We start from the raw sequence: 14132 nt of genomic DNA on the forward strand, positions 1-14132 counted from the left end.
TTCAGCTAAGGTTTTGTTTTTCTATTTAAGTTACTGAATTTATAATTAAATAAGGAGTTTTTTATAAGCATTTCTATTTTTTATTTTGCTAATACGAAACAACTGAATTAATCTTCGCGGATTAAGTTTGAGGTCAAAGTATGATTTCATGGTTTTTTATTGGTCTAGTTATCAGTATTTTGTTAACGCCAGGACCAACCAATACCTTACTCGCATCTTCGGGTATTCAAGTTGGGCTACGTAAATCATTCCGACTCATTCCAGCGGAAGCCTTTGGTTATCTTATTTCGATTAGCCTATGGGGTTTTCTCATCGGTAAAATTTCCGTATATCTACCTTTATTGCCGACCATTTTGAAATTGTTTAGTGCTGGCTATATTCTATTTTTGGCTATGCGATTATGGCGTACAGCAACTGTTGCTGAAAATTTTAATCAAAAGGGCATTCGTGCACGCGAACTTTTTGTTGCGACGTTATTAAACCCCAAAGCATTATTATTCGCATCTGCGATTTTTCCTGCATTGGCTTGGCAAAATGCGCAGTATTATGTAGCTCACATGCTAATTTTTTTGTTGTTGATCGTTCCAATAGCATTCTTTTGGACCTTTCTTGGTTCAGTTTTGGCATCGAATAAAATTAGTTGGCTCAATCAAGCCAATTTACAACGAACAGCGTCATTGGTCTTGGTTAGTTTTTCGATACCACTGAGTTATTCTGCGATTTTAAAACTCTAAATTGATTTCAAAATGACTAAATCCGCTTAGTTCGGCAAAGCTTATTTTCATTAAGTCGGATTTCAGTTAAAGTACCACGCAATAATTGATTTAAGTTTTTGGATAGAGATAAATGGCTATTAAGTCTGATCGTTGGATTCGCGAAATGAGCGAAAAACACGGCATGATTGAACCGTATGCAGAAAACCAAGTCCGTTATGATGAAAATGGCGAAAAGCTTATTTCGTATGGCGTGTCGAGCTATGGTTATGACGTGCGCTGTGCTCGTGAATTTAAAGTCTTTACCAATGTTCATTCAGCAATTGTTGACCCTAAAAACTTTGACGATAAAAGCTTTATTGATATCGAATCAGACGTTTGTATCATTCCGCCGAACTCGTTTGCACTAGCACGGACAGTCGAATATTTCCGTATTCCACGTAATGTTTTAACCGTTTGTTTGGGTAAATCAACCTATGCTCGCTGCGGTATTATTGTCAATGTGACGCCTCTTGAACCAGAGTGGGAAGGTCACGTGACTTTAGAATTTTCGAATACAACCAACTTACCTGCACGTATATACGCGGGTGAAGGTGTCGCACAAATGTTGTTCTTCGAATCAGATGAAGTGTGTGAAACCTCTTATAAAGACCGTGGTGGTAAATACCAAGGTCAAACCGGTGTGACATTACCTAAAGCTTAATCCTTCGGATTGAGTTTAAAAAAGCGGGCGAATTAGCCCGCTTTTTTGTTGGGTCATTCATCGGAAAATAGACCATTCGGTGGGGAAGTTTTTGCAATTGAGTAATTATTCAGCATAATAAAAAGTTAAGTGACTGGTCTATCACAAGTCTCCATTTAAGGAATAAATGGACAATAACATCAAAGCCAGTTCTCAGGAATAAATATAAGAGAGATGCAGAGCATCTGATAAAAGGAAGGTCGAGATGACTCAATTCACCCAGGCTAAGTTATTCCGCCAGAGTTGCTTAGCAGCCGCAGTCAGCATGTTTGCTGCACCATCTGTTTATGCGCTTCAAGATTTATCAGATGAAGCACTTTCAGCCACAACAGGTGAAGGTGTTGCACTCACTTTAGAAAATTTCAAAATGGTCTTTCAAGGGCCAAATGACCGTTCTACGGCTTCTAGTTATGCGTCTGCTATGGTTGATCCAGGGAAAAGCGATACAGGTTTTATTCGGATTATTCCTACTGGTGAAAACTATGAACAATTAGGCCAGCGTGCTTACGATAAAATCTATAAAGCTGCATATGTTGATGCCTATCAGCAAGGCCGAGTTACGGGCTATAACGGTGTTTATGACTCCACTTTCTTAAGTTCTAAAAGCACCTATGAGACCAATAATGCTACACGTATTACCAATGAAACCATAGCAACATATTCAACAGAATATCGTGGCCGATTAGTACAGTCTTATCTTGAATCACCAACGATGAAGGCATATTACGATCAGCGTTATGCAGATTATAAAAATGGTACTATTATTTCGGGCTTAGAATCTGATGGAACAACAAATAAAACGTTGACAGCAGGTCAGGATAATAAATCTAAAGAATATGCACTGCAAAATACGTATGAGATGATTGAGTTACTATACGGTAACAATAGTACGGGTAATTTACCGACCACTTCGACTTTTTATAAAAATTATGTCTCAGGAAAAATTACACGTTCAAATATTATAGATACGACAAAAAATGCTCAGTTGAATGCGAAAGCTGCAGAAACCCTCAATCAGTTGGCAACTGACTATGCCAAGCTTGAAGCTCAAAAGGCGAGTGATGCAGCATTAGCAACGGTGAAAAAAAATGCTGAGATTACAGCAAAACAAATTGCCTCGACTGCGACCGTATCGAGTCTCAGATCGAAAGCAGATGTATTTATATATGGCTTAGCCCTGTCCAACAGTAAAGATAAAAATGGCAAAAGTTCATTAGCAACACGCTATACCGATCAAGGGTTTAATTGGGGCACAGCTGAAAATCCATGGCTTTTCCATGCGGGAAATCAAGATGTTGAACAATTTGCGGCAAATAATAAAGGAAATGTTGGTTACTTAGCCATTGAGGCACCATTAAAGAAAATTGCAGCAGATGATGCATCTAACAATATCAAACTTGGTTTGTGGATGGATGTATTTTCACGGTCTTTGAATTCAAGTAATGTTGTTGATCCGATTACCGGTGCGCCGACCAGTGGCTTGGATAAAGACTATCGTTTACGTACTCAAATTGTTGCGAATGGTTTGAGCTTCAATGGTTCACAAGTTCGAATTTTTCAAACCCTAAAATCAACCAATACCAATTACAACCAAACCTTGGGTTTAGCCAGTCTAATTCGTATTAACACCAACGATCGTGCTGAATCACTCAGTATTAATGATAGTGATTTGGATGCACGTGGTATACGTATTAGTACAGCTGCGCGCTCTGAACTGGATGATGGTACTGCAGCGACACCCGCTATGGATCGTTCTGTCGCTCCGATTTTCCATGAAACGGAAGGTCTATACTTATATAGCCCAAACATCAATTTAGTTTTAGGCAATATGTATCAGCCCTTTATTGTGGGGTCGGAAGGTCGAAATATTATTTTGGAAGTAACACGTATACCTAACGTGCCTTCAATTTACAGTAAAATTTATACCTACTATACAGATATCGCTGGTAATACCACAGGTACATCGGGTTTAACTGCTGCAGACTTTAAAGGTTCAACCTGTAATGTCTATAGTTGTGGCACGGAGTTAAAAGCAAACTCTTCAGATGCGACAGCACTATATCAAGGACGTAATGCAACACACAGTAGCATTGCGATCGGTACAGTAGAGCGCTTGCCTGGTAATCTGTTGAATGCAAAAAGTACGGATACTGCGACAGGTGTGGTGTTTAAAGGTGTCAATGGACAAAGCACGAATTTAGGATCTGTTGCCATAGATGGCGTATTGATTCAGCACTTAAAAATAAGAACAACAGGGCTGTAGGAGAAATCACATGTATAAAATTTTATGCGCTGTTGTTTGTGCTGCACTGACACAAACTCATGCAGGTTTAGTGTCTATGGATAATAGGGAACTTACCGCTGCAACCGGTCAAGGCGGTGCAGATCTCAGTTGGACGCTTTCATTAAACCATCAATACGCCAATGATATGTCGAAAAACAACATTTCTATCATGGATGCGAATGGTAAAACTACTCAGGCTTTTTATGGATATCAATGTTCATCCAATGAGTTTTGTCGCTTAGCTCTTGCACCCAATAATCATGTGGATGCAAATGGTAATAAGAAATGGTTGGTGTTTAAACAGTTTCAAGGAACGTTACAGATCGATCAATTTTCACTAGATGGTGTGACGATTATCAATCGTGAAGGTAATCCACAAACGGCTATGCAGTTGACATTTTATGATGATAAGCCATTAAAAATTAGAAATTTAGGTTTTGCTACCTTGGCAGTAGAAACAGGTACGACAGGTAAGGAGGGGTATGAAAATACCAGTACTTATACGACCTATACTGAAAAGAAAGCGGACGGAACGACAACAACTTTAGCAGTACCTGATTTTGATCGTGGTGCAGAACAAGGATTTATGGGTGTTAATGTGCATGGCAATATGCATATGAGTGGAAAGTTAAACATCTTCAGTTTTAACTGCACTGGAAATGGTGCAGGTCGCTGTTAATCAGCTGTGACTGAATATAAGGATATAGTGATGAAAAAAATAACAACTTTAACGGCACTCGCAACCAGTATTTTACTTGCTCAACACGCCTATGCTTTTGAAGCGATGACCGATGAAAGCTTGGGTGCAGTTACTGGCCAAGATGGTATTTCGATTACCCATGAAGTTTCTAGAGTCAAAGTTGATCAGTTAAATTGGGTTGACCCAACTGACCAAAATAAGATGAAAATGGGTTTGCACAATGTACAAATAGATGGTGTTGGGCAAAGCACCATTACATCAAAATTAGATTTTGATGTTGGGACGACGGATGCAGGTGTAGGTATGCGTATAGCTGCAAGTGTCAGTCCATTTACGGCTGTTGCACAAAATATTATGCTGCTGTGTCAAGGTGCAACGTGCCAAACGCATACGCAAAATTTAGGTTCACTTACGATTGCAACATCTTCACCTTTAAAAGTATTACTTGAAACCAGCAATGGTCTATTTAACCGTAATGATACGGCGTATATGGAATTTCAATTGCAAAATGCCAGTATTAGTCATGGTATGAATGGACATAGCGTAACCTTAAAGGACTTTAACTTTAACTTTGCTGGTTCAGGTTATATGTATGTTGCAGCTGATGAAGGCATTGTTCTCACCACAAAATCCACAGGGAGCAAAGATCATACGGTCAATTTGGGGCGGGTCAAGGACACATCAGATGTGCATAGCTCACGTAGCGATGCCACAAACCCCGGCGTTAATATCGATCTACGTTACGGTACCGATGGTGGTGCACAGCGCAATTTAATTCGTATGGGAGCATCGGGTGCTGTCACTAATGCACGAGTGGCCTTAAATGCCAATCAAGACGGAATTAAAGATTTTGGTCTAGCAACGAAAGCTTCAGGATATGAGTCTGTTGGTTCAGGTGGTTTACATTTAGGAGTGCGCGCGGATTTTACTTCAAAGGATGATCCGAGTCTTGTTGCAGGTCAAGCACCGACAACCTTAGAAATTGGCCATACGGGTATTGGTAGTTATGCCATTGAATTTTCTAATTTAACGTCTTTAGTTGCTGATAAAAATGCCTATATTGATTTTGGCGATATTTATATCAATACCATTCAAGCCAAAAGCCTTGATTTTCTGGTAAATGATAAATTAAAAGCGACATTAGGCTTAACCAATAATGTTTTAACCCAGAATCTGTCAAATCAAACGGCGGGTGGAAATTTTGCACTAGTGGCGATTCGTGGTATGGATTTTCAGTCCATCGCGCGTACCGCACGATTTATTTCTGATAACTCAATTGCTGCAATTGCAAGTAATGACAACAGTTGGGGGATTGGTATCCCGATTTATAATATGAATGCCAATGTTGCATTATCAGAGAAAAAATACAGTTATAAAAATGCGGCTGAAAAATCAGGTATTGGCTATAACCTTGTAATGAGCACAGATGGTTATGGTGTTGATAAAAAAACAGGAACACCAAGTACAACTTCCATTATTTTGATTGATGGTAAAAAAGGTATTAATGGTCAAGAAGTCAATTATTATGCAGGCTTACGAAACATCAATGCCCTTATTCAATCTGATGGTGTGATTGGTTATGAAAATGATGGCATCTATGTACGTGCAGATAATTTATTGATTGCAGCTAATGCCGAGTTAGCGATTGGTCAACTTCCGGGTTCAACCTATAACTGTGCGACTACAGCTTCTGCCAAATGTGGGACTACAGTACCTTTAGATAATTTCTCTAAACGTGATGATGTGTTGACGAATATTGCGTTTAAACTTGATGGTAAAGGTGAGCTATTTATAGTACCGGGCCTAAATGACAGTGCAGAAAATAATTATTTATCTTTTCGTGGAAGCTTTGAATTTAAAGCATTAACAGATGCTGAAAAGAAAGATCAAAAAGTTATGGGAAGCTATTTAAGTTTGATGAATGAAGATGTAAATGCCAGCGGTGTCGTTTCAGCTTCAAGTATCAATATTAATAAAATGCAGGGCGATCTAGGCTTTGATGCTCGAATTAAAATGAAACAAGATTCGGTAGAGTTTGATAATCAGGTGAAATTCAATCCAACCAATAATATGTCTAAAGCGTTTCGTGCAGAAGTATCGATGTTAACAAATGGCAATATGCAAAAGATGGCGGATATAGCCCTAACCGGTGGAACAATGCGAAGCACCATGGGGATTACTCCACGCTAATAATATTAAATCAATAACAAATAAATAAAATAACGAACAGGGAATTTGTTATGAAAAAGAAGTTAATCAGAGGTTTGATCTTCTCGACATTTGCGATGAGTAGCTTATCTCATGCAATGATGGCTTTAGATGATGAAAGCTTATCAAAAGTTGATGGTCAAGCATTACTCTCCATGGAATATACGCAGGGGTATAATTCTGTGGATGAGAGTGGACAAGCCGTAGACCAATCCAATGTCGGCTTTTATAAGCTTGGTTTAGAAGCTGAAATGGAGCTCAATGCCAATATTAAAAAGCTGCAATTGGGTTGTGGTGGTGCAAATGGCTCAGGTGCTTGTGATATTGATATCGATCATATTTCATTGAGTGGATTGCCTGTAAATAGCAATTATACGTCTGATGAACGTGCGGCAACTTCTGCTTTGTTGACCAATCCTTTTATCGAAATTGCAATTAAAGATCCCAAATCAGCTGCAACTCGTGAAGTGATGGGCTTTCGTCTGAGCGCTGAAAAAATTTCTGGGTTAATGACATTAGGTACAGAAAATAGTAATACACCCAATGGTATCAACACCTTTAGTGGGTATATGAAAACCAAAGCGTCTGCGGGTGTTGCAACAACTGCCGAGCGTGTGATGGACTATGCTTCTACGCAGCAATACATTGAAGGGGCAGTTAAGGGGACATTATTTGGTGCTGAAGTTGATCTACCGCTTCACTACAAATCAGATAATTATTCTTTTAATTTAAAATCAACCACAGCACCTTTTACAATTCCAGCCACTGTCGTGAGCGGGAATAGAATTAAGGATAATATTGCGGTATTAAAAGGCACAGGTACAGTTGATCGTCTAGATTTTAGTGGTCCATTAGAAGCTCAGATCTCTCTACTTGGGTTAAATATTAATTTGAATAAAGACGTAACAGGCTATCTTACTGGACTACAAACCGATATTACGGTAAATCAAAGTTTAGGTTTGATCCATGCACTTTATCTAAATAACCCTGCTTCGTTATCCTTACAAGCTCAAAAAATACTCTGGCCTGGTGCTGCAGTTGCAGCAGAAAGAGGTTGGTGGTTGGCGATGGAAGATGAGGTCGATTTGGGGAGTATTACACCTTCAGATAAAGTGGCGATTACGGATGAAGTGTTGAAACAAACGATCGCTGGAATTAACCATGACTTAAGTACCAATGTTCGTAATTGTGGAGATTTAATCTTTGGTTGTGTTGCAGGTTCGGCTTTAGATGTTAAAGAAATTAAAAACCCGTCATTAATTGATTTCCCATTAAACAATTTAAAACTTTCTGGACAGGAGTTTCGTTCTAACTGCTTCGGCGGGCTGAAATTCTGTTAAGGCTTAAAGTATTTAATATAAAAAAATCCCGCACTTAGCGGGATTTTTTTATATTTAGCGCAAATTATTTTGCAATTTTCGCTAAAAGGTCTTCTTTACTGAGGTTGCTTGATTCTTCATCACGGCGACCTTTGTACTCAAATGTACCAGCATCCAAACCTTTCTCACCAATAACGATACGGTGTGGAATACCTGTTAACTCGATATCAGAGAATTTAACACCTGGACGTTCATTACGATCATCTAGAAGAACATCATAACCAGCAGCAGTTAATTCTGCATACAGTGCTTCAGCTGCTTCCATTGTACGTGGTGACTTATGTGCATTCATTGGCACGATAGCAACTTCGAAAGGAGCAATTGCAGACGGCCAAATAATACCTTTGTCATCGAAGTTTTGTTCAATCGCAGAAGCAACAACACGAGTTACACCAATACCGTAGCAACCCATAGTCACAACGAGAGGTTTGCCATCTTCACCTAAAACTTTGCAGCCAAGCGCTTCAGAGTATTTTTGACCCAACTGGAAGATATGACCAACTTCGATACCACGTTTAATCAAGATTGTACCTCGACCATCTGGAGAAGGGTCACCTTCAACAACATTACGCAGGTCATAAACTTCGGTGTATTGTGCATCACGTTCCCAGTTTACACCTACAGCATGTTTATCAACTTGGTTTGCACCAGCAACAAAGTCTGAAAGTACAGACGCTGCACGGTCAACAATAACGGTAATGCCTTTTTCTGTTAAGCCTTGAGGGCCACAGAAACCAGCAGTTAAGCCTAAGTCAGCTAATTGTGCTTCAGTTGCAAAAGTTAATGGAGCAGCAATTAATGGGTGTTTTTCTGCTTTAATTTCATTCAGTTCATGGTCACCACGTAGGAATAAGGCAACCACTGGTGCAGCTTTACCTTCTTCAGCAACACCTTGAACCAATAATGCTTTGACAGATTGAGTAGGGTCTGATTTAAGGAATTCAGAAACCTCAGCAATGGTTTTTTGATTTGGTGTATCAACAATTTCAAGTGCTTTAGTTGGAGCAGCACGTTCACCTACTAATACTGCTTCCGCCATTTCTACGTTAGCAGCATAATCTGACTCTGTAGAGAATGCGATGTCATCTTCACCGCTAGACGCAAGGACGTGGAATTCGTGTGAACCAGAACCACCAATTGAACCTGTATCCGCTTGAACTGGACGGAAATTTAAACCTAAACGAGTGAAAATTTTGCAATAAGCTGCATACATCTTGTCATAGGTTTCTTGTAAAGAAGCTTGGTCAACATGGAAAGAATAGGCATCTTTCATGATGAATTCACGTGAACGCATCACACCGAAACGAGGGCGGATTTCGTCACGGAATTTGGTTTGTACTTGGTAGAAGTTTGCAGGCAATTGCTTATAGCTTTTCAATTCATTGCGAGCAAGATCTGTAATCACTTCTTCATGTGTAGGGCCAAGTACAAAGTCATTGTTATGACGGTCTTTAAAACGTAAAAGTTCTGGACCATATTGTACGAAACGACCTGATTCTTCCCATAAAGATGCGGGTTGAGTGACAGGCATCAGGACTTGAAGTGAACCAGCACGATCCATCTCTTCGCGGATAATCGCTTCAACTTTATTTAATACGCGAACGCCCATCGGCAGCCAAGTGTATAAACCTGAAGCCAATTTACGAATCATCCCGGCACGAAGCATAAGCTGATGTGAAATAACTTCAGCATCGTTTGGGGTTTCTCTTAACGTTGCAAATAAAAAGCGACTCGCGCGCATGGAAACTGTCCTAAAAAATTAAGCGTTAAAGTGGAGAGTATACAATAAAAAATGAGGTGAACATTTTCCAAAGTCACCTCATTTTAGATTTTGTCATTATGACATGATTTTTTTGGCCTGACGTGCAAGGAAGTTTCGGAAATCATCCAAATAGGTAAAAATCACTGGAACAACCACGAGTGTCAGTAAGGTAGAAGTAATCACTCCGCCAATCACGGCATGTGCCATTGGCGCGCTTTGTTCACCGCCTTCACCTAGACCAAGTGCAAGCGGAACCATACCCATCACCATTGCACTGGTGGTCATTAAAATGGGGCGTAAACGGGTTTTACCTGCTTCAATAATTGCGTCATAACGATCTACACCATGATCCATGGCTTTTTTAATAAAGTCGATGAGTAGAATTGCGTTCTTTGTCACCAAGCCCATGAGCATAATAATCCCGATAATGGAAAAGAGGTTCATGGTTGAATTAAATAAGAATAAGGCTAAGAACACCCCAATCAATGATAAGGGCAATGAAGCCATAATGGCTGCAGGGTGAATGAAGCTATTAAATTGTGAACCCAAAACAATATAAATAAATACAATAGAGAGGGTAATCGCTGTCATTGCATAACCCGCAGACTCAGCCATATCTTTATTGGCACCTTGCGTGACAAAACTATAACCTGGTGGCAAGTCGAAGTTTTTCTCTATCTCATTGATTTCGGCACCAATATCACCCGCAGGACGTCCTGCTGTGTTGGCTTCAACCATTACTTCACGTGCCAGATCACGACGGTTAATTTGTGAAGCACCAAGTGTTTCTTCAAAGCTTGCCACACTTGCCAATGGAACTAAAATAGGTAAGCCTGCAGCATCGGTTTTTTGTGATGTGATGTACATGCTTTGAATGTCAGTTGGCAGTCGACGCTGATCTTCAGTGAGTCTTAAATTTACATCATAGGTTTCGCCTTTATCATCCTTCCACGTTGTTACATTATCCCCCGCAAGTAGAGGGCGTAATACATTGGCGATCTGATTGACGGATAAACCTAAATCACTGGCTAAAACGCGATTGATATGTACACCTAGCGTCGGTTTAGGTTCTTTAAGCGAGCTTTCTAAGTCGACAATACCGTCGACTTTCGAAATTTCTTTCATGAAGCGGTCAGAAATGCGTTGTAACTCATCTAAGTCTGGTCCTTTAATCGAGATCATTACCGGCTTTTGACCGCCCGATACTGTTTCATCAGCTGAGGCAATCGAGGTAATGGTAATACCTGCTACATGTTTTAAGCGGGTACGGAATTCATTGTTGAGATCCGTTAATGTTTGACTTCGCTCCGTACGTGGTGAAACAGTGACACGAATGCTAGCATGGTTTTTACCCCGATCAGTGGCACTATTAATTGCACCATAAGTGGCTTTGACTTCTGGATGCTGGCGAATGATACGATCTACTTGCTTAAGCTTCGCCTGTGAATATTCAAGGGTTGCATCAACCGGTGTTTCAAATTTGATCCGAATTTCACCTTTGTCTGGTACGGGTACAAATTCAGTTCCGATCAGTTTGGATAAGCCCAATGCACCAAATAATGATGCAACGGCGATTAAAAGGGTAATGAGACGGAACTTTAAAGCAAGCTTGAGTAATTTTTCATAATGATGGCTTAGGTTGTCGAGTTTGCCCGAAATCCAGTTAAAAAAACGTTTGATTTTACCCGGCTTTTTATTTGGATCGTGGCGCTCTGCCCAGTGAGCAGACAACATGGGGTCAAGGGTGAAACTCACAAACATCGAAATCAGTACAGCGGTACTGACGGTTACACCAAATTGATAGAAGAAACGCCCAATAATACCGCCCATAAATGCCACAGGTAAAAATACAGCGACAATGGTCAATGTTGTGGCCAATACAGCTAAACCAATTTCTTTCGTGCCGTCGAGTGCTGCGGTGACGTGTTCCTTGCCCATATCGGCATGGCGGACAATATTTTCACGGACCACAATGGCATCATCAATCAGGAGACCGATACTCAGCGAGAGAGCCAGTAGGGTCATCATGTTGATGGTAAAACCAAAAATCCAAACAAAGGTGAGGGTGCCCAGTAGCGAAATCGGTAGGGTTAAACCTGTAATGGCTGTCGAACGAAATGAGCCGAGAAATAACAATACAATGAATACCGCAAGTACAGCACCTTCAATTATGGTACGTGCCACATCTTTAATGCTGCCACGAATACCTTTAGATGAATCAACCACAATTTCTGCGGTCGTGCCCTGCGGCAATTGCTGTTGAATTTTACTTAAGGTTTTACGGGTATTATCAACCACCTCAATCACATTAGAGTCCGAACTTCTCAGAATGTCGACAGCAACGGCAGTTTTGCCATTCAGATAGGCACTCGACTCCATTTCGGCTTGACTATCTTCTATTTCGGCAATTTGTTTGAGATAAATCGGCGCGTCATTTTTATTGGCAACCACTAAATCTCCGAATGAGTTTGGGTGAATAACTCGAGATTTAATTTCGACCACCAATTCTGAATTCTTTTGTTTTAAGGTTCCTCCCGGAACTTCAATATTTTCAGATTTTAAGGTGTTTATAACTTGATCGATCCCAATCCCGAAACTTTGTAATTTTTGTGGATTTACTTGTATTCGAATTTGTCGCTGCGCATCGCCCAATAAATTGACCGTACCGACACCAGGAACTGTTCTAAGTTGTGGCACAATCCGTTGATTCAGATAGGAACTCAAATCACGTAAAGACATGTCCTTCGATTCAAAAACAATCGACATAATCGCACTGGCAGTAGGGTCGTAGCGTTCTACAATCGGGTCATCAATTTCATCACGAAATTGTGCGGTTACTGGTGCAATTTTATCTCGAATATCTTGTGCAGCTACCGAGGATGAGACATCTAGATTAAATTCGACAATGACCGTGGATAAACCTTCACTGGACTGTGAAATCACTTGCTTGAGGCCAGAAATGGTATTGATCTGATCTTCAAGTTTCTTAGTGATTTCAGATTCGACAGACTCAGGAGAAGCACCTGGATAGTTGGTGTAGACCACAACAAAAGGGAAGTCGACATCAGGAAATTCCTCAACGCCCATACGTTGCCAAGAAGCGAGTCCTAGCACCATCAGACAGAACATCATCATGATGGTGAAAACAGGATATTTCACACTAATTCGGGTTAACCACATAACAACTGTCCTGCCTTATTCTTTTAATTTTGGCTGATACTTACATCTTGTTTGATATCTGAATCATTAAATTTAATTCGGCTGATCAGATCGCTATTTTGTAAGCCCTGAACAATCGCGGTGTTGTTGCTATAACTCTGATTCAAAATTTGTACAGGTACTTTGGCAATTTTATTTTGACGTATGACCCAGACATAAGGTTGGTCTTTTAAACTTTGAATGGTGTCGAGTGGAATTTTTTGGCCTGAAATATTATCCGTGCCTAAGATGTGACCTTCGACAAAAGCACCAATACTTAATGAAGTAATAGTTTCATTTGGGGCTGCAAAAAATTCAATTTGGCGACTTGCTTGATCGGCAATCGGTGAAATCCGGCTAATTTGTGCTGTGAGTAAATTGCTATTACCTTGGATGCTATATTCAATCTTTTGTCCAATTTTCAGCGCTGCTTGCTGATCACTTGGTAATTTGGCTTGAATTTCTAATTGGTCTGGATTGATAATTTCAAAAAGGGTTTGTCCGGCAGCAACCGTTTGTCCCGGTTCAACATCACGCTTGGTAATCACGCCTTGGATAGGGCTATAAATGGTGCCGTCTTGATTGGCTTTACGTGCAATATCGACATTGGCTTGTTGGGCGCGAACATTTTCCATTTGAGCTTGGTAATCGACACGACTTTGTTCAAACTCTACTTTGGAAATAAAGCCTTGATTTAGCAAGCGCTGTTTACGTTCCATCATCAGTTTAGCTTGATTGGCTTGAGCTTGCGTGGATGCGAGGTTCGCTTGAGATTGAGCAAGACGTGCTGCATTGTCTTGATTATTTAAATGCACTAACACTTGGCCTTTGCTGACACGTTGCCCGACCTCTGCATTAACATTGGTTGCAGTCGCAGTGACTTGGGCTTGAATACTGCTCTGATTGACCGCCCGAATGGTACCTGTAAAGGCAGTTTTTGAAATGGCGTTGCCTTGTTCGATCGTCACCAGATCTTGTTGAATTAATTCAATCTTATTTTCTGGTTTTACACTTTGCTGCGGATCTTCTTTTTGACATGCAGCCAAAGTCAGGCTTATGCAAAGCAGGCTAAGCTTTAAAAATGGGGAAGATTGCTGTGCAGATTGCATAATGGTCCTTATATCAGCGGTCTACAAAAGCAATTGA

At 40.3% G+C, this 14132-nt stretch carries 9 protein-coding genes; 6 read left to right on the plus strand and 3 right to left on the minus strand.

Annotated features, from left to right (window positions below; all coding sequences use genetic code 11):
* The first annotated feature begins 140 nt into the window (after nucleotides 1-140).
* The 6 genes from FTU05_RS02580 to FTU05_RS02605 all read left to right on the plus strand — a co-directional run bounded on the left by FTU05_RS02580 (nucleotide 141) and on the right by FTU05_RS02605 (nucleotide 7987).
* Nucleotides 141-734, plus strand: coding sequence for a LysE family translocator (locus FTU05_RS02580; RefSeq protein ID WP_180023160.1), 594 nt, complete (start codon nucleotides 141-143; stop codon nucleotides 732-734).
* 112 nt (nucleotides 735-846) lie between these two features.
* Nucleotides 847-1416, plus strand: coding sequence for a dCTP deaminase (dcd, locus tag FTU05_RS02585; RefSeq protein WP_005008040.1), 570 nt, complete (start codon nucleotides 847-849; stop codon nucleotides 1414-1416).
* 244 nt (nucleotides 1417-1660) lie between these two features.
* Nucleotides 1661-3718, plus strand: a complete 2058-nt coding sequence (locus tag FTU05_RS02590) for a hypothetical protein (protein ID WP_180164165.1) — start codon at nucleotides 1661-1663, stop codon at nucleotides 3716-3718.
* A 10-nt stretch (nucleotides 3719-3728) separates the two neighbouring features.
* Complete coding sequence (locus FTU05_RS02595; protein ID WP_180164167.1) at nucleotides 3729-4418, plus strand: hypothetical protein; 690 nt, start codon at nucleotides 3729-3731, stop codon at nucleotides 4416-4418.
* A gap of 30 nt (nucleotides 4419-4448) precedes the next feature.
* Complete coding sequence (locus FTU05_RS02600; protein WP_180164169.1) at nucleotides 4449-6629, plus strand: DUF6160 family protein; 2181 nt, start codon at nucleotides 4449-4451, stop codon at nucleotides 6627-6629.
* A 50-nt stretch (nucleotides 6630-6679) separates the two neighbouring features.
* Nucleotides 6680-7987, plus strand: a complete 1308-nt coding sequence (locus tag FTU05_RS02605) for a hypothetical protein (RefSeq protein WP_180009837.1) — start codon at nucleotides 6680-6682, stop codon at nucleotides 7985-7987.
* A 64-nt stretch (nucleotides 7988-8051) separates the two neighbouring features.
* Here the strand turns inward: FTU05_RS02605 and FTU05_RS02610 are convergent, their stop codons facing one another.
* The 3 genes from FTU05_RS02610 to FTU05_RS02620 all read right to left on the minus strand — a co-directional run bounded on the left by FTU05_RS02610 (nucleotide 8052) and on the right by FTU05_RS02620 (nucleotide 14095).
* The gene (locus FTU05_RS02610; RefSeq protein WP_180039693.1) at nucleotides 8052-9767 is read right to left on the minus strand and encodes a proline--tRNA ligase; all 1716 of its coding nucleotides are present in this window, start codon (nucleotides 9765-9767) and stop codon (nucleotides 8052-8054) included.
* Nucleotides 9768-9863: 96 nt separating this feature from the next.
* The gene (locus tag FTU05_RS02615; RefSeq protein ID WP_180164171.1) at nucleotides 9864-12968 is read right to left on the minus strand and encodes an efflux RND transporter permease subunit; all 3105 of its coding nucleotides are present in this window, start codon (nucleotides 12966-12968) and stop codon (nucleotides 9864-9866) included.
* A gap of 23 nt (nucleotides 12969-12991) precedes the next feature.
* Nucleotides 12992-14095: an efflux RND transporter periplasmic adaptor subunit gene (locus FTU05_RS02620; protein ID WP_180164173.1), complete on the minus strand. Its 1104-nt coding sequence runs from the start codon at nucleotides 14093-14095 to the stop codon at nucleotides 12992-12994.
* Between the last annotated feature and the right edge of the window lie 37 nt (nucleotides 14096-14132).

This window comes from Acinetobacter sp. YH12049 (genome assembly GCF_013419875.1).
GTDB classification, from domain to species: Bacteria; Pseudomonadota; Gammaproteobacteria; order Pseudomonadales; family Moraxellaceae; genus Acinetobacter; species Acinetobacter amyesii.